This window comes from Pseudomonas oryzicola (assembly GCF_014269185.2).
Taxonomy (GTDB): Bacteria; Pseudomonadota; Gammaproteobacteria; order Pseudomonadales; family Pseudomonadaceae; genus Aquipseudomonas; species Aquipseudomonas oryzicola.
The window spans coordinates 729,346-745,627 of sequence record NZ_JABWRZ020000001.1 but is presented as its reverse complement, the minus strand read 5'-3'; the positions used below and the strand labels follow the sequence as shown (position 1 = coordinate 745,627).

Annotated in this window: 15 protein-coding genes; 4 read left to right on the top strand and 11 right to left on the bottom strand. The window is 64.6% G+C overall.

Going from position 1 to position 16,282, the window contains the following annotated elements; genetic code table 11:
• The first annotated feature begins 29 nt into the window (after positions 1-29).
• Both HU760_RS03325 and asd read left to right on the top strand, forming a co-directional pair.
• Positions 30-839: a rhodanese-like domain-containing protein gene (locus HU760_RS03325; RefSeq protein WP_186672502.1), complete on the top strand. Its 810-nt coding sequence runs from the start codon at positions 30-32 to the stop codon at positions 837-839.
• Positions 840-848: 9 nt separating this feature from the next.
• Positions 849-1,712, top strand: a complete 864-nt coding sequence (gene asd / locus HU760_RS03320; RefSeq protein WP_186672500.1) for an archaetidylserine decarboxylase — start codon at positions 849-851, stop codon at positions 1,710-1,712.
• Positions 1,713-1,787: 75 nt separating this feature from the next.
• On the opposite strand, the gene serB is transcribed toward asd, so the two are convergent.
• Positions 1,788-3,002, bottom strand: coding sequence for a phosphoserine phosphatase SerB (serB, locus tag HU760_RS03315; protein WP_186672498.1), 1,215 nt, complete (start codon positions 3,000-3,002; stop codon positions 1,788-1,790).
• A 134-nt stretch (positions 3,003-3,136) separates the two neighbouring features.
• On the opposite strand from serB, the gene HU760_RS03310 reads away from it, so the two are divergent.
• Complete coding sequence (locus HU760_RS03310; protein ID WP_186672496.1) at positions 3,137-4,591, top strand: AhpA/YtjB family protein; 1,455 nt, start codon at positions 3,137-3,139, stop codon at positions 4,589-4,591.
• A 96-nt stretch (positions 4,592-4,687) separates the two neighbouring features.
• Here HU760_RS03310 and HU760_RS03305 read toward each other — a convergent pair whose 3' ends face one another.
• The 9 genes from HU760_RS03305 to HU760_RS03265 form a co-directional block, all read right to left on the bottom strand.
• A complete protein-coding gene (locus tag HU760_RS03305; protein WP_186672494.1) occupies positions 4,688-5,398 on the bottom strand; it encodes a PqiC family protein in 711 nt (236 codons plus the stop codon).
• A gap of 172 nt (positions 5,399-5,570) precedes the next feature.
• Positions 5,571-7,829 (bottom strand): DNA topoisomerase IV subunit A, encoded by a 2,259-nt coding sequence (gene parC, locus HU760_RS03300; RefSeq protein ID WP_186672493.1) that lies wholly within the window; start codon positions 7,827-7,829, stop codon positions 5,571-5,573.
• Between the two features lie 10 nt (positions 7,830-7,839).
• Positions 7,840-8,358, bottom strand: coding sequence for a retropepsin-like aspartic protease family protein (locus HU760_RS03295; protein WP_186672491.1), 519 nt, complete (start codon positions 8,356-8,358; stop codon positions 7,840-7,842).
• Positions 8,355-9,341, bottom strand: coding sequence for an esterase-like activity of phytase family protein (locus tag HU760_RS03290; RefSeq protein ID WP_186672489.1), 987 nt, complete (start codon positions 9,339-9,341; stop codon positions 8,355-8,357). Before HU760_RS03290 ends, HU760_RS03295 begins: the two co-directional genes overlap by 4 nt.
• Entirely contained in the window at positions 9,338-11,242 is a 1,905-nt protein-coding gene (gene parE / locus HU760_RS03285) for a DNA topoisomerase IV subunit B (RefSeq protein ID WP_186672487.1), read from the bottom strand. The genes HU760_RS03290 and parE overlap by 4 nt, the downstream gene beginning before the upstream one ends.
• Positions 11,243-11,272: 30 nt before the next feature.
• Positions 11,273-11,881 (bottom strand): YqiA/YcfP family alpha/beta fold hydrolase, encoded by a 609-nt coding sequence (locus HU760_RS03280; protein ID WP_186672485.1) that lies wholly within the window; start codon positions 11,879-11,881, stop codon positions 11,273-11,275.
• A gap of 148 nt (positions 11,882-12,029) precedes the next feature.
• Positions 12,030-12,830: a 3',5'-cyclic-AMP phosphodiesterase gene (gene cpdA, locus HU760_RS03275; RefSeq protein WP_186672484.1), complete on the bottom strand. Its 801-nt coding sequence runs from the start codon at positions 12,828-12,830 to the stop codon at positions 12,030-12,032.
• Positions 12,831-12,915: 85 nt separating this feature from the next.
• Complete coding sequence (locus HU760_RS03270) at positions 12,916-13,368, bottom strand: DUF1249 domain-containing protein (protein ID WP_114170587.1); 453 nt, start codon at positions 13,366-13,368, stop codon at positions 12,916-12,918.
• Positions 13,359-13,976 (bottom strand): NUDIX domain-containing protein, encoded by a 618-nt coding sequence (locus tag HU760_RS03265; RefSeq protein WP_186672482.1) that lies wholly within the window; start codon positions 13,974-13,976, stop codon positions 13,359-13,361. Before HU760_RS03265 ends, HU760_RS03270 begins: the two co-directional genes overlap by 10 nt.
• Before the next feature lie 184 nt (positions 13,977-14,160).
• Between HU760_RS03265 and HU760_RS03260 the strand changes: the two genes are divergently transcribed.
• Positions 14,161-14,907, top strand: coding sequence for an RsiV family protein (locus tag HU760_RS03260; RefSeq protein WP_186672480.1), 747 nt, complete (start codon positions 14,161-14,163; stop codon positions 14,905-14,907).
• Here HU760_RS03260 and cytX read toward each other — a convergent pair.
• Positions 14,876-16,159, bottom strand: coding sequence for a putative hydroxymethylpyrimidine transporter CytX (gene cytX, locus HU760_RS03255; protein WP_186672474.1), 1,284 nt, complete (start codon positions 16,157-16,159; stop codon positions 14,876-14,878). The genes HU760_RS03260 and cytX overlap by 32 nt on opposite strands.
• Between the last annotated feature and the right edge of the window lie 123 nt (positions 16,160-16,282).

The window sequence follows — 16,282 nt, the reverse complement described above, 5'->3', positions numbered from 1 at the left end:
CGCCCCTCTTTCCACACTGGAGACCGTGGATGACTGACTTTTCCGGCCTGCCGTTGGTGATAGAAGCCGCAGACCTGCTGCCACGCCTGGATTCGCCTCAGCTGATTCTGGTCGACCTGAGCAGCAGCAACCGCTATGTCAGCGGGCATATCCCCGGCGCACGCTTCGTCGAAGGCAAGCGCACCCAGCTCGGCCAGCCGCCTGCGCCCGGCTTGCTGCCGGCCCAGGCCGATCTGGAGAAGCTGTTCAGTGAACTCGGCCACCGCGAGGATGCGGTGTATGTGGTGTACGACGATGAAGGTGGCGGCTGGGCCGGGCGCTTCATCTGGCTGCTCGATGTGATCGGCCACAAGCGCTATCACTACCTGAACGGCGGCATCCAGGCCTGGCCGGCCGACAAGCTCTCCACCGAAGCGCCTGCCAGTGCCAATACCCCCGTGCAGCTGCGCATCGACACGGCACCCACAGCCACCCGAGAGTACCTGCAAAGCCGCCTGGGCGCGGAAGATCTGGTCATCTGGGATGCTCGTGGCCCGCAGGAATTCCGCGGCGAGAAAGTACTGGCAGCCAGGGGCGGCCACATTCCCGGCGCGATCAACTTCGAGTGGACGTCCGGCATGGACCTCAATGACCACCTGCGCATCCGCACGGACATCGCCGAAGTCCTGCAGAAACTGGGGATCACTCCTGACAAGGAAGTCATTACCCACTGCCAATCCCACCGTCGCTCCGGTTTCACCTACCTGGTGGCCAAGGCCCTCGGCTATCCACGGGTCAAGGCCTACGCCGGCTCGTGGAGCGAATGGGGCAACCACCCGGACACGCCTGTAGAAGTTTAAGGAACCTGCATGAAATCCCGTTTGTTCATCATCAGCCAGTACCTGCTGCCGCACCATCTGCTGTCGCGTCTGGCCGGCTGCATCGCCGAATGCCGCGTACGCTGGTTCAAGAATGCCTTTACCGCCTGGTTCGCCAAGCGCTACCAGGTGAACATGGCCGAAGCCCTGGTCGAAGATCTGAGCGCCTATGAGCACTTCAATGCATTCTTCACCCGCGCCCTGAAACCAGGCGCGCGCCCGCTGGATGAAACCCCGGGCGCCATCCTGTGCCCCGCTGACGGTGCCGTCAGCCAGCTTGGCCCGATCGAGCACGGCCGCATCTTCCAGGCCAAGGGCCACGGTTTCAGCGCGCAGGAACTCCTGGGCGGCGACCCGGCGATGGCTGCGCCATTCATGGGCGGCGAGTTCGCCACCATCTACCTGTCGCCCAAGGACTACCATCGCGTGCACATGCCGCTGGCCGGTACCCTGCGCGAAATGGTCTACGTGCCGGGCCGCCTGTTCTCGGTCAACCAGACCACCGCCGAGAACGTGCCCGAGCTGTTCGCCCGCAATGAACGCGTGGTGTGCCTGTTCGATACCGAGCGCGGCCCGATGGCCGTGGTGCTGGTGGGTGCGATGATCGTTGCCTCGATCGAAACCGTGTGGGCCGGGCTGGTAACGCCGCCCAAGCGCGAGCTGAAGACCTTCCGTTACGACGAAGCCAGCCGCGCGCCGATCCACCTGGAGAAAGGCGCCGAGCTGGGCCGCTTCAAGCTGGGCTCGACCGCTATCGTGCTGTTCGGGCCAGAGCAGGTGAAATGGGCCGAGACACTGGGGGCCGGCTCTGCAGTACGCATGGGGCAACAGTTGGCGATGCCTGTGCAGGCTTGATTCAAGCTGCATGAAAAAGGCCCTGCACGAGCAGGGCCTTTTTATTGGGGCCGCTGTGCGCCCCCAAGGTTCCGATCAGCCGCGCGCGTCGCGGTCACGCACGCCCAGCAGGTACAACACCCCATCCAGCCCCAGGGTGGAAATCGCCTGCTTGGCCGACTGGCGCACCAGCGGCTTGGCGCGGAACGCCACGCCCAGGCCAGCCAGCGACAGCATCGGCAGGTCGTTGGCGCCATCGCCCACGGCAATGGTCTGCTCCAGCTCCAGGCCTTCTTCGCTGGCCAGCTTCTGCAGCAGCTCGGCCTTGCGCTGGGCATCGACGATCGGTTCCACGGCCACGCCAGTCACCTTGCCATCGACCACTTCCAGCTCGTTGGCGAACACGTAATCGATACCCAGGCGCGCCTGCACCTGGCGCGCAAAGTAAGTGAAACCGCCGGACAGGATCGCGGTCTTGTAACCAAGGCGCTTGAGCTCGGCAAACAGGTTCTCGGCACCCTCGGTCAGGCGCAGCGACGCGCCGATCTCGTCCAATACCCCCACATCCAGGCCCTTGAGCAGCGCCATGCGCTCTTTGAAGCTGGCACGGAAATCCAGCTCGCCACGCATCGCGCGCTCGGTGATGGCCGCCACCTGCTCGCCGACCCCGGCAGCCTTGGCCAGTTCGTCGATGACTTCGGCTTCGATCAGCGTCGAGTCCATGTCGAACACCGCCAGGCGGCGGTTGCGGCGGAACAGGTCGTCCTTCTGGAAGGCGATATCGATACTCAGTTCTTCGGCCAGGGCGAAGAAATCGGCACGCAGGGCCTGGCCATCGCTCGGCACTCCACGCACGGAAATCTCGATGGCCGCCTTGCCCTTGCCGGTCTGGGCATCCAGCGCCACACGGGCCGACAGGCGCTCGATACGCTCGATGGTCAGGCCGTACTGGCTGATCACCGCACTCACCCGCTGCAGTTGTTCGGGGGTGATCTTGCGACTGAGCAGGGTGACGATGTGACGCGCCTCGCCCTGGCCGTCGGCCCAGTGCTGGTAGTCCGCCTCGGAAATCGGCGTGTAGCGGGCCTGCAGGTTCAGTTCGTGGGCCTTTGCCTGCACGCTTTGCAGCAGGGCGGTAGCCACTTCGTTGTCCGGGATATCGACCAGGATGCCGAACGACAGGGTGCCGTGCATGACGGCCAGGCCGATGTCGAGGATACTCACACCGCCCTGCAGCAGGACGCCGGTGATGGCCGCAGTGAGACCGGGACGGTCCTCACCGGTGATGTTGATCAGGACGATTTCGCGCACAACCTGGCTCCGACTTCGATGAAAAATGCGCATTCTACCGATTTTCCGTGACCATCGGGCGCCAACGATACTTTGCCGACAAAACCCGGCTCGCTATACTCCCCACACTTTCATGCCATTAAGAGCCGAGCTCAGTGAACCGGCCCACGCCCGTCAAACCAGACAACTTCTTCCTGATGATCTATCGTGCCCTGAGTCAACGTCGCGTGCCGCTGGCACTGCGCATCGCCTGCACCAACATTTTCCTGGTGGCGCTGGCGCTGGTGATCTACGCCTGCGTGATGGGCCTGCAGTTCAAGCAGGCCATGCACGAGCAGGCCGATGCCCTGGGCCAGAGCCTGACCACCCAGACGGCCACCTCGGCAACCGAGCTGCTGGTGGCCAACGATATCCTCAGCCTCAACGTGCTGCTGGGCAACCTGGTGAAAAATCCGCTGGTGGCCCATGCCGCCATCTACAGCGTGGATAACCGCATCCTCGCCGAAGCCGGCCAGCGCCCGCGCAACAGCCTGCTGGGCGAGGCCGAAGGCCTGTACCAGACCAAGATCACCTTCCAGGACGTGACCGCCGGGCAACTGCGCATCAGCCTGGACATGAGCCAGTTCCAGCAGCCGATGCTGATCAGCTTGCAGAGCATGGGCATCCTTGCCGCCATCCTGCTGGTGCTGGCCTTGACCCTGAGCCTGCGCCAGGGCCGCTTCATCACCCTGCCGCTGCTGCAGCTGCGGGTGTGGCTGCGTGACCCGCAACCCTACACGCCGGCCACCGACCGCCAGGACGAGATCGGTGATATCGCCCGCCAGTTGCACGCGCGCCTGGCCCCGCCACCGCCACCTGAGCCGGAGCCAGAGGAAGAAGACGACGAACCGTTCGATGACCTGCACGGCGATGCCCCGGCGGCAAAGGCCGCACCACGCGCCAGGGTTGCCACCCAGGCGCACGAGGATGACGACGAGGCCTTTGCCGGCCTGCTGGACGACGACACGCCCAAGGCCTCTGTCGTCGAGTCCGACGAGCCGCAGTACAGTGCCGTGCTGGCCGTGCAACTGGGTTCGCAGGAGCAGCTGCGCCGCCTGCCACGCACGCGCCTGACCGAGCTGACCGAGCGCTACCGCGACTGCCTGGAGCACGCTGCTTCACTCTACGACGGTGAAACCCACACGCTCAACGACGGCAGCACCCTGGTGCTGTTCCACAGCCGCGACTGTGGCGAGGACTACCTGACCAATGCCATCTGCTGCGGCGAGCTGCTGCGCGCCCTGGGGCATGCCCTGCAGATCGAAGTGGCGGACAGCGGCATCACCTTGCAGTTGCAACTGGGCCTGGCCCTGGGTAACGACCTGCAAGGGCTGGAACTGGTGGACCTGCTGATGGCCGAGAAGGCCCAGGACGCGCTGGCGCTGTCGCAGCACAGCCGCAATCTGTTGCTGGTGGAACGCCAGATCAGCGATGACACGCTGATTCGCCAGCGCGCCCGCATTCGCCCGATTGCCAGCCCGGAAGGCGCCTGCTGCGTGGAGCGGTTGATGGAGCCCTACCCTTCGATGCTGGAACGGCAGTTGGCGCGGATGCATGAGCACCGGGCCTGACCCCGAGGAGGCCCTATCGCCGGCGCAAGCAGCACAAAAACAGCAGATACAAAAAAGCCCGCAACAATGCGGGCTTTTTTGTATCTGGCGGTTCGATCAGAACCGATAGACTTCCATATCAGTACGAATCGGCGCAGCCATCGGGATCTTGGATTTCTCCGGAGCCTTTTTCACCTGCACCGGCGCCGCTGCCTTCTTGGGCGCCTCTTCGGCGATGGCAGGCTGATTGGCCAGCGGCTTCACTGCCGTGCTCAACTGCTCGGCCAGCTTCTGCAGCAATTGGCCCTGTGCCTGTACCTGCGACGCCTCGCTGCCCTCGTGCTGTTGCTCGAGGTGAACGATGCGGTTGTCGCGCACATGACCACGACGGTCCAACAGACGCCACTGGGCATCCAGGATGGCCGGCTGATCCTTGCCCGAATCCAGACGCGTGATCGACAGCAGCACTTGCACGTCCGGGGTGAAGCCGGCGGTCGCCGGGGCCAGTACCACGCGCTGGCTGTCCAGGCGCCAGGCAAGCTGGCGCACCAGCAGTTGGTCGATATCCGCCGAGAGGCTACCGGCCCAACGACCGTCGGTCGCTGAACTGAGGCTGCCGTCGGCCTGACGCTGCAGGAATGTTTCGCGTTGCAGGTAATCGGCGACCGATACCGGGCCAAGCACCACGGCCATGCCTGCACTCTGCGAAGGCTGGCCAGGATCACCACTGTCAAGCTGGTACAGGGCAACCGGCTGGTGCATGGTGCACCCGCCCAGGCCCAGCAGGCCAGTCATCAACAGCGCAAATGGAAGGCGCAGAAATTTCATCATCCCATCCAGGCGGCCGCCAACAGGCCAACCGCAGTGATACATGTAAATTCAAACGGGCACACGGCCACGCCGGCACCGCAAGGGCCATATCATCCGCGAAATAACCGTCCGACTCCAGCATTTCTGCCCGGAACGGCGCTGAAATTGCCGCTCCAGACATTTCAACTGGTTACGCCGGCACTTCCACCTGCAATCCGTCGACTCGCTGGAACCCCCGCGGCAGCTTGTTGCCACGCCGTCCACGCTCGCCCTTGTAATGCTCCAGGTCGTCCGCTTTCAGGGATAGGGTACGCTTGCCGGCTTGCAATACAAGTGTCGCACCCTCGGCAATCACCGCCAGATCGGTAACAAATTCTTCACGACTGGCCACCCGATCGCCGGGGATCCCGATGATCTTGTTGCCCTTGCCTTTGCCCAGCTGGGGCAGGTCGCTGACCTTGAACACCAGCAGGCGGCCTTCGGTGGTCACTGCTGCCAACCAGTCCTGCTCGCGGTCTGCGACCGGGCGCGGGGTCATGACCTTGGCTCCGTTGGGCAGGCTGAGCAAGCCCTTGCCAGCCTTGTTCTTGGCCTGCAAGTCTTCCCCCTTGACCACGAAGCCGTAACCGGCATCCGAGGCCACCACGTACAGCGCGTCGTCATCCGGCAACAGCACGCATTCAAACGTAGCCCCTGCCGGCGGCGTCAGGCGGCCAGTCAGCGGCTCACCCTGGCCCCGCGCCGACGGCAGGCTGTGGGCAGCCAGCGAGTAGCTGCGCCCGGTGGAGTCGATCAGCACGGCAAATTGGTTGGAGCGCCCGGCGGCTGCAGCCTTGAAGCCATCGCCAGCCTTGTACGACAGGCCGGTAGCGTCGATGTCGTGACCCTTGGCACAGCGTACCCAGCCCTTTTCCGAGAGCACCACGGTGACCGGCTCGGTCGGCATCAGCTCGTTTTCCGACAAAGCCTTGGCCTCGGCGCGCTCGACGATCGGCGAGCGGCGGTCGTCGCCATAGGTTTCGGCATCCTTGATCAGCTCGCTGCGTACCAGCTTGCGCAGCTTGGCATCGCTACCCAGCAGGGCCAGCAGTTTGGCCTGCTCTTTCAGCAGTTCGTCCTGTTCGCCACGGATCTTCATCTCTTCCAGGCGTGCCAGCTGTCGCAGGCGAGTCTCGAGGATGTAGTCGGCCTGGATTTCGGTCAGGTCGAAACGGGCGATCAGGGCCTGCCGGGGCTGGTCCTCGGTACGGATGATGTGGATCACCTCGTCCAGGTTGAGGAACGCGGTCAGCAAACCTTCCAACAGGTGCAGGCGCTTCTCCACCTTGTCCAGACGGTGCTGCAGACGGCGGCGAACGGTGGCGGTGCGGAACTCCAGCCACTCCAGCAGCAGCGCACGCAGGTTCTTCAGCTGTGGCCGGCCATCCAGGCCGATGATGTTGACGTTGACCCGGTAGGTGCTTTCCAGGTCGGTGGTGGCGAACAGGTGCTGCATCAGTTCGTCGACATCCACGCGGCTGGAGCGCGGGATGATGACGATGCGGCACGGGTTTTCATGGTCCGACTCGTCGCGCAGGTCGGCGACCATCGGCAGCTTCTTGGCCTGCATCTGGGCAGCGATCTGCTCCAGCACCTTGGCCCCGGAAACCTGGTGCGGCAGTGCAGTGACGACGATATCGCCGTCTTCCACGCGGTACACCGCACGCATGCGGATCGAGCCGCGGCCGCTTTCGTACATCTTGAGGATTTCTGCCCGCGGCGTGACGATCTCGGCCTCGGTCGGGTAATCCGGCCCCTGGATGTGCTCGCACAGCTGCTCGATGCTGGCCTTGGGCTCATCAAGCAGGCGCACACAGGCCGTCGCCACTTCCCGCAGGTTGTGCGGCGGCACGTCGGTGGCCATGCCCACGGCGATACCGGTGGTGCCGTTGAGCAGGATGTTGGGCAGGCGCGCCGGCAGCACGGCCGGCTCCTGCAGGGTGCCATCGAAGTTCGGCACCCAGTCCACGGTGCCTTGGCCGACTTCGCTGAGCAGCACTTCGGCATAGCGCGATAGCCGCGCCTCGGTGTAGCGCATGGCGGCGAACGACTTCGGGTCATCCGGCGCACCCCAGTTGCCCTGGCCGTCGACCAGGGTGTAGCGGTAGCTGAACGGCTGCGCCATCAACACCATGGCCTCGTAGCAGGCCGAGTCACCGTGGGGGTGGAACTTGCCGAGCACGTCACCGACGGTACGCGCCGATTTCTTGTGCTTGGCGTCGGCATCGAGCCCCAACTCGCTCATGGCATAGACGATGCGTCGCTGCACCGGCTTCAGGCCATCGCCGATGTGCGGCAGGGCGCGGTCCATGATCACGTACATGGAATAGTTGAGGTAGGCCTGTTCGGTGAAGTCAGCCAGCGAGCGGCGTTCGACGCCGTCCAGGCTGAGTTCCAGTGAGTCGCTCATGCGGGCCTCGTCATTTCAGGTTCTGGCGCAGCAGCATGGTGCCGCCGCGCTGGGTAAATTCAAGTTGTTTCAGGGCACTCATGCCCAGCAATACGGTTTGCCCATCCAGGCCCGGCACCACGATGGCGCGTACATCCTGCAGGCGGATGTCCCCCAACTGCAGGCTGGCCAGGCGCGTCCGGTAGCCTTCGGTGCGACCGTTGGCGGTACTGAGCTGCACCGGGCTGCCGCGCTCCAGGCCCAGCTCGCGGCCCAAGGCCTCGGGGATCGCCACGTCGGTGGCGCCAGTGTCGAGCATGAAATGCACAACCTGGCCGTTGATCGCGCCATCCATCACGAAGTGGCCCTGGCCGTTACCCAGCAAGCGCACTTCGATGAAGCCTTCGCCATGCGACGATTGCACCTGGGCATTGGGATTGCGCTGGCGCTCCTCCCATTGGCCGAAGAAGCGTGTGGCAAGGAACAGCGCCGCCGCCCAGGCGACGATCATCAGTACCTTGCCAGCCCGCTTGCCCGGTGCCTGGCTCATGGTTTGGCGCTCCAGCCGCCTTGCGGCGCGTCGAAACGCCAGACGATCGGTCGCGTCTCGCCATCGGCGCGCGCGCCGTTGTTGTTGTCCACGCCGATCCAGGCACCTTCGGCATCGATTACCAGTGCCTCGGCCAGGCCGTACGGTTGTTGATAGCGACGCGACTCGACCAGGGCGTCGGCAGCGAACGACCAGCAGCGCTCGACTTCACCGCTATCGGCAGCACGCCGGCAGACCCGGTAGGCGTTGCGTTCGAGGGTGAACAACTTGCCCTCGAACCAGGCCAGGTCGGCAAAGTCACGCGACCGGGCCTGGGCATCGGGCATCTGCGGCGGTTGCATCTCGACCCCGGCCTCGCTCAGCAGGACACAACTGCTGCCGCAGGTCCACACCGACTGCTGGCGCTCGATAGCCACCAGGCCGCGGCGCTCACGTTCGGCGGCCAGCCACAGGCGGTCACCCGCCGGGTTGATGGCCAGGCCTTCGAACAAGGCATTGAAGTTCAGCAGCATGCCGCTGGCCCGGGCCTGGCGGACCATGGCCGGGTCGATCTTCAACCAATCCGCCTGGCCTTCCACGGGCAGCTGCAGTACGCCGGCATGAGCCTCGCTGACCAGGTACAGGTTGCCCGCCTGGTCGCAGGTGATGCCCTCGAAGTCCAGCTCGCCACCGCGAATATACGAGGCCGCCCAGTTGCGCGACTTCAGGCCCCAGGGCAGGCCGCTTTCCGGCACCGGCGGCGGGGTGAAGGACAGCGGCTGCGCACGCCAGGTCGCATCCTGCCGGTCGAAACGGTAAATGCGGTCGTCGTCGCGGTCAGACACGCCCCACAGCCCACCCCGGCATTCCACCAGGCCAGACAGGTTGCCCCCGCGCATGCCGTCGATCGGGTGTTCGGCACTCAGCTTCAGCTCTGGCCAGTTGCCCGCCAGGCTCGGCAGGGCAAGCAGCGCCAGGCAGGCAGCCAGGAGCCACCGAATCAAACCATGACCTCGGCCAGGTTGCCCTTGGTTTCCAGCCAGCTCTTGCGGTCGCCCGCGCGCTTCTTGGCCAGCAGCTTGTCCATCAGCTCGCAGGTGGCCTGCACGTCGTCCAGGGTCAGTTGCACCAGGCGCCGGGTGTTCGGGTCCATGGTCGTTTCACGCAACTGAGGCGGGTTCATCTCGCCCAGGCCCTTGAAGCGGGTGACCTGCGGCTTGCCACGCTTCTTCTCGGCCACCAGGCGGTCGAGGATGCCATCGCGCTCGGCCTCGTCGAGGGCATAGTAGATTTCCTTGCCCAGGTCGATGCGGTACAGCGGCGGCATGGCCACATACACGTGGCCAGCCTCGACCAGGGCACGGAAGTGCTGGACGAACAGCGCACAGAGCAGCGTGGCGATGTGCAGGCCGTCGGAGTCGGCGTCGGCGAGGATGCAGATCTTGCCGTAGCGCAATTGCGCAAGGTCGGTGGCACCCGGGTCGACGCCGATGGCCACGGCGATGTTGTGCACTTCCTGGCTGGCCAGCACTTCACCGCCATCCACTTCCCAGGTGTTGAGGATCTTGCCGCGCAGCGGCAGGATCGCCTGGAACTCCTTGTCGCGCGCCTGCTTGGCCGAACCACCGGCCGAGTCACCTTCGACCAGGAACAGCTCGGCGCGCATCGGGTCCTGGCCGGCACAGTCGGCCAGCTTGCCGGGCAGCGCCGGGCCCTGGGTGATGCGCTTGCGCTCGACCTTCTTGCTGGCCTTGAGGCGGCGCCCGGCATTGCTGATGGCCAGCTCCGCCAGTTGCGTGCCCAGTTCGGGGTGGGCGTTGAGCCACAGGCTGAAGGCGTCCTTGACCACACCGGAAACGAATGCCGCTGCCTCGCGCGACGACAGGCGCTCTTTGGTCTGCCCGGAGAACTGCGGGTCCTGCATCTTCATCGACAGCACGAAGGTGATGCGTTCCCAGACGTCTTCGGGTGCCAGCTTCACCCCGCGCGGCAACAGGTTGCGGAATTCGCAGAACTCGCGCATGGCATCCAGCAGGCCCTGGCGCAGGCCGTTGACATGGGTGCCGCCCTGGGCGGTGGGAATCAGGTTGACGTAGCTTTCCTGGATGCTGTCGCCACCCTCGGGCAGCCACAGCAGGGCCCAATCGACGGCTTCCTTGTTACCCGCCAGGCTACCGCAGAATGGCTCGTCGGGCAGGCGCTGGAATTCGTTGACCGAGTCGACCAGGTACGAACGCAGGCCGTCTTCGTAGTGCCACTCGACCTTTTCGCCGCTGGCCTTGTCCTCGAAACTGACCAGCAAGCCCGGGCACAGCACGGCCTTGGCCTTGAGCACGTGCTTGAGGCGGCTGATGGAAAACCTGGGGGAATCGAAGTACTTGGGGTCGGGGCTGAAGTACACGCTGGTGCCGGTGTTGCGCTTGCCGACCGAGCCGATCACCTCCAGTTCGCTGGCCTTGAAGCCATCGGCGAAGGTCATCTGGTATTCGTTGCCGTCGCGCTTGACGCGTACGCGAACCTGGGTCGACAAGGCGTTGACCACCGAGATACCCACACCGTGCAAGCCGCCGGAGAACTGGTAGTTCTTGTTGGAGAACTTGCCGCCGGCGTGCAGCTTGGTGAGGATCAGCTCGACCCCGGACACGCCCTCTTCCGGGTGGATGTCCACCGGCATGCCACGGCCATCGTCGCTGACTTCCAGCGAGTGGTCGGCATGGAGGATGACCTGCACCGAACGGGCGTGCCCGGCCAGGGCTTCGTCGACACTGTTGTCGATGACTTCCTGGGCCAGGTGGTTGGGGCGGCTGGTGTCGGTGTACATGCCCGGCCGCTTGCGGACCGGGTCAAGGCCCGAGAGGACTTCGATGGCGTCTGCGTTATAGGCGCTAGCGCTGGGATTGGCCATGGGGTCTCGTCGTCAGTTGAATGCAAAAAGTCAAAATACAGAAAAATCGAGCGCTGCATACTGCCCGCGAGCAATACCGGCGAAGGCCAGCAGTGCCGGCAGGCGCTCGGCGAAGCCCTGAAAACTGTGGTCGCCGCCAGCCTGGATACGCAGGGCACAGCCACGGTAATAGCGTTCGGCGTGGCGATAGTCCAGGGTTTCATCGGCGGTCTGCAGCCACACTTGATAGCGGCTGGCGTCCGACGGAGGCGGCACTTCCAGCTCAGCCAGCGCCTGTACGTGATCATGGGTCAGTTCCCAGGTTTCACCGCTGTAGTGATTGCGCTGGGTGCCCAGGTACCCGTCGAAATGCTTGTGTGGCGTTACCGCCGGGTTCACCAGCAGGGCCTTGAGCCCATGGCGCTCGGCCAGATGGGTGGCATAGTAGCCGCCGAGCGAACTGCCTACCAGCAGTGGCGCACCCAGTTCGGCGATGGCCGCTTCCAGCTGGGCGATGGCCTGGCGCGGGTGGTGGTGCAAGGCGGGCACGCGCAACTGGTCGGCCATGCCGAGCTGCTGCATGACGGCCTCGAGCTGGCGTGCCTTGGTTGAAAGCGGCGAGCTGTTGAAGCCATGGATGTAGAGGATGGAACCCGACATGCTGCCCCCGGTAATCTGTGGCTTGGCGCCTGATGGTGCGGGCGCTGGGACGCGCAGTGTAGCGCGTTCGCCGGGTTTTGACGCAGTGTCGCGGGTTTCGCAACAATTTCTTCAAGAGCGCCGAGGCCGCCGCGCAGCCTCGAGAGGCTCAATACCCCGGGCTATCGAAGTCGAGCTTCACGTCGAAGTCCAGTACCCGCTCCACTCCGGTTTCCAGCCGCCCGTCGGCGTGCAGGCGCAACCAGCGGTACCCAGGCTGCTCTTCACTGACCTTGAAGTCCGCGCTGCCCGCCGCGAACTGAATACAGGTGGACGGCGTGGCCAGCAAACGCCGGCCTGCGCGCATTTCATCCCATGGCTGGTGCACATGCCCCCAGAGCAACGCCCGCACCTGTGGATAAGCGTCGACGATAGCGAACAGCGCCTGCGCGTTGCGCAAGCCGATCGGCGCGATCCAGGCGCAACCGATGTCCACCGGCTGATGGTGGAGACACACCAGGCAGTGTCGATCGCCCGCCGACTCCAAGGCCGCTTTCAACACCGCCAATTGCTCATCCTGCAACCACCCGTGGGTCGCTCCTGGCACGGCCGTGTTGAGCATGACGATGCGCCACGCACCGATATCGGTCACCGCCTGCATCAATTCCGCGGCAACCTGCGCCATCACCCGTGCCTCGTCATGGTTGCCTGGCAACCAGCGAGTGGGTACGGCGAACGGCGCGGTCAGTTCGCGAAACGCTTCATACGACGCCACGCTGGCATCCTGGGACAGGTCACCGGTGCACAGCAACAGGTCGACAAGTGATTGCTCGCGACGCACCTGGGCCACCACATGGCGCAGGCTGTCACGGGTATTGAGGCCCAGCATGCTGCCGGCCGGGTCGGCGAACAGGTGGGCATCGGTCAGTTGCACCACATGCACGGGGCGCGATTGATCTGGCTGCGGCAACGGCCGTCTCCTCGAACGGATTCAGCACGGATTATGGCGGTACAACGGTTGCGAGCAAACACCCGCAGCCAAACCACGTCACAATTCAGCGAACGCTTGCCAGTTCGTGACCGCAGGCCAGGCAGTGGCTCAGCCATTCACCGAGGAACAGGTTGAGCTGGGCCTTCTCGTCCGGCTGATGCATGGCCGCGTTGGGATAGGGGTAGATGCTGCGCAGGCGCCGGGCATGCTCGGCGCTGACCACTTCGGCCATGCGTGCATCGTGGTACACCTGCACTTCCAGGTGCGGCACCGGCAACCATGGCAGGCTGTGCTCCTGGCGCACGTGCAGGGTGGTGGTGTAAGGGCACGCGAGCACCACGTCGAGCACCAGTACGCCGAGCATCTGGTCGCCCTGGGTCATGCCGATGCGGCGCGAGCTTTGGGTGGTGCGCATGTCTGGCAACAGGCGCATCAGCCGGGCGTAGTTGGCCTCGCAGGCTGCCTGCAGCCCGACCAGGTCGACCCGATAACGCTCGCGCAGCAGGTTCACTTCCACATACCTCGTACTTCATCACGGTTCAGCGCCAGCCATTGCAGGCCGATGATGGTCGCCGCGTTGCAGATGCGCCCGTCGCGCACCGCCTGCATGGCATCCTCGAACGACCACACGCGCACGCGAATGTCCTCGCCCTCTTCCTCCAGGCCATGCAGGCCGCCCGCCCCTTCGCTGCGGCAACGACCGAGGAACAGGTGAACGTATTCGTCACTACCACCGGGCGACGGGAAGTAACGGGTCATCGGCCACAGCGCACTGAAGACCAGACCGGCCTCTTCCTCGGCTTCGCGGTGGGCGACCTGCTCAGGTTGCTCGTCCTTGTCGATCAACCCGGCAACCATCTCGATCAGCCAGGGGTTGTCGATCTTGTCCAAGGCCCCGACCCGGAACTGCTCGATCAGCACCACTTCATCGCGCTGCGGGTCATAGGGCAGCACGCACACCGCATCATGGCGCACGAACAGTTCGCGGCTGATCTCGCGGCCCATGCCCCCGGCGAACAACTCGTGGCGCAGGTGCACCTTGTCGAGCCGGTAGAAGCCCTGGAAGCAGTTATCGCGCTTGACGATCTCGACCGCCTTGGGCACTGAGTTCAACGTGTCTGACATGGAAATCCTCATTACCTCGTTTACAGCATCGCGCCATCCTACTCCGCACGCCAGCGGGTTTCATCCCTTTCCGGTTACCGTTCGCGCAGTCGGGACAGCGCGGCCGCTCTCTGTTAGCTTAGTGGCGAACTGAAGGCCGCGCAGACGGTCAAAGGCCGACTTTCCCTGTTCTGCAAGGATCACCATGACACTTGTCAAACTGACTTCCGTGGCCGTGCTGGCCCTGGCCCTGGGCGCCTGCCAGAGCCTGTTCACGCCCAACTACCGGGCGCCGCTCGAGGTCAAGCGCGACGCCTGGGAGCATGTCAAACCCGGCTGCAGCGAAAGTGACTGCCCGCTGGTGAACATTGACACCATCCACTTCCCGGCCCTGCCCAAACTCGATGGCATCGTCGAAAAACGCCTGCTGCAGCTGACCGAGGACAACCAGCACGGCAACACGCCGACCACCCTGCAAGCCTACGAGCAGCAATACCTGGCCACTGCCGACAAGCGCAACAGCAGCTACCTGCAGGCCAAGGTACGCGAGCAGCATGACGGACTGGTGATCATCGAGCTGTCCAGCTACCTGGACAGCGGCGGCGCCCACGGCATGCCCGGTCGCGGCTTCATCAACTACTCGCGCAAGCTGGACAAGGTGCTGACCCTGCAGGACATGCTGGTGCCCGGCCAGGAGGAAACCTTCTGGAAAACCGTCGAGGAATCGCACCGTGCCTGGCTGATGAGCGTGGGCATGGACAAGGACGCCGAGTTCATCAAGACCTGGCCATTCAAGCACTCGCCGCACATCGCCCTGACCTACGGCGCGGTGGTGGTGAAGTACGAGGTCTATGCCATCGCGCCCTACTCCATGGGCCATGTGGAACTTAAAATCCCCTACCCACGCCTGAATGGCGTACTCAAGCCTGAGCTGTTTCCCGGCCGCGGCTGAAACCCAGAAGCCCGTGCACCAGCCCTGCCAGTAGCAACGCCGGCAGGGTTGCCCCCAGGTCCGGCGCCTGTGCGGCGATCACATGATATGCCGCCACGCCCACTACCCAGGCCAGCAACGCCTGCCAGTGCAGGCTGCGCACCTGTACGGGCAGGCGGCGGCGACGGATCAGGTAGTGGTCCACCAGCACAACGCCGAACAACGGGGCGAACACCGAGCCGATCAGCAACAGGAAGTTCTCGTACTGTGCCAGTGGCGCCAGCAGCGCGATCAGGGTACACAGCACGCCAATGATCAGCGCCAGGTGCTCGACTTTCAGGCGCACCAGCACCCCCGTGGAAACTGCTGCCGAGTGGATGTCGGCAAAGGCCTTTTCCACCTCGTCCAGCAGGATCAGCAGCAGCGGAATGCCCATGCCAGCCCCTGCCAGGGCCAATAGCAAGGCGTTGGCTTCGCCACTGGTGGCAAAGGCCAGGGTGTAGGCCACGCCCAGGCTCATCAGCCAGGTATTGCCAATGAAGTAGCCGATTACTGTACCGCCGAACACATGCTTGCCATTTCGGGCGAAGCGCGAGTAGTCGGCGATCAGCGGCAACCAGGACAACGGCATGGCGATGACGATGTCGAAGCCCACTGCCAGCGACATCGAGCCGTCCCCGGCCCGCTGCCACAGTTCCGCCAGGTCAGCCTTGGTGAACAGGTTCAAGGTCAACCACAGGCAGGCACCCAGCAGCAGCCAGATGCCCCAGGCTCGCAATACCTTGCGCACGAACGCCAGCGGCCCGCTGACCGCGAGCAAGGTGGCCAGGGCGCCAAAGCAAAGTGTCCAGAGCATCGGGCTGTTCCAGGCACTGGCGTCGCCGAACGCGCGCGTGGCCAGCAGGCTGGCGGCATCACGCATGACGACGATTTCGAACGCGCCCCAGCCTACCAGTTGCAACAGGTTCAGCAGCGCCGGCAAGCGCGCGCCGTAGCCGCCCAGGCTGAGTTTGAGGGTGCCCATGGCCGACAGCCCAGTGTCGCTACCGATGACACCGGCGGCGCCCAGCAACAGCACGCCGACACCCGTGCCCAAGGCGATTGCCGACACCGCGCCGGCCAGGCCCAGGCCAGGCGCCAGCATGGCACCGACCTGCAACACCATCAGGCCGATGCCCAGGGAGAACCACAGCGAGAGCAGATCGCGGGCGCCGAAGATGCGCTGGGCGGTGGCGACCGGGTGGTCGGGAGAGAATTGGCTGGGTGATGTCATGGTTGGCGCTCGCCGGCAATGTGGTAGAGGTTTCCTGGTGAGGACTTCGTCCTCGTATCGCGACACAAGGCCGCTCCCACAAGAACCGCGCAGGCATCCAGCTTGCCCGGTCCCTGTGGGAGC

Bases quoted from the DNA above. Each gene is read 5' to 3' on its own strand.
- HU760_RS03325 (WP_186672502.1), top strand. From the start codon at position 30: ATGACTGACTTTTCCGGCCTGCCGTTGGTGATAGAAGCCGCAGACCTG.
- asd (WP_186672500.1), top strand. From the start codon at position 849: ATGAAATCCCGTTTGTTCATCATCAGCCAGTACCTGCTGCCGCACCAT.
- HU760_RS03305 (WP_186672494.1), bottom strand. From the start codon at position 5,398: ATGAAATTTCTGCGCCTTCCATTTGCGCTGTTGATGACTGGCCTGCTG.
- parC (WP_186672493.1), bottom strand. From the start codon at position 7,829: ATGAGCGACTCACTGGAACTCAGCCTGGACGGCGTCGAACGCCGCTCG.
- HU760_RS03295 (WP_186672491.1), bottom strand. From the start codon at position 8,358: ATGAGCCAGGCACCGGGCAAGCGGGCTGGCAAGGTACTGATGATCGTC.
- parE (WP_186672487.1), bottom strand. From the start codon at position 11,242: ATGGCCAATCCCAGCGCTAGCGCCTATAACGCAGACGCCATCGAAGTC.
- HU760_RS03280 (WP_186672485.1), bottom strand. From the start codon at position 11,881: ATGTCGGGTTCCATCCTCTACATCCATGGCTTCAACAGCTCGCCGCTT.
- HU760_RS03265 (WP_186672482.1), bottom strand. From the start codon at position 13,976: ATGTCAGACACGTTGAACTCAGTGCCCAAGGCGGTCGAGATCGTCAAG.
- HU760_RS03260 (WP_186672480.1), top strand. From the start codon at position 14,161: ATGACACTTGTCAAACTGACTTCCGTGGCCGTGCTGGCCCTGGCCCTG.
- cytX (WP_186672474.1), bottom strand. From the start codon at position 16,159: ATGACATCACCCAGCCAATTCTCTCCCGACCACCCGGTCGCCACCGCC.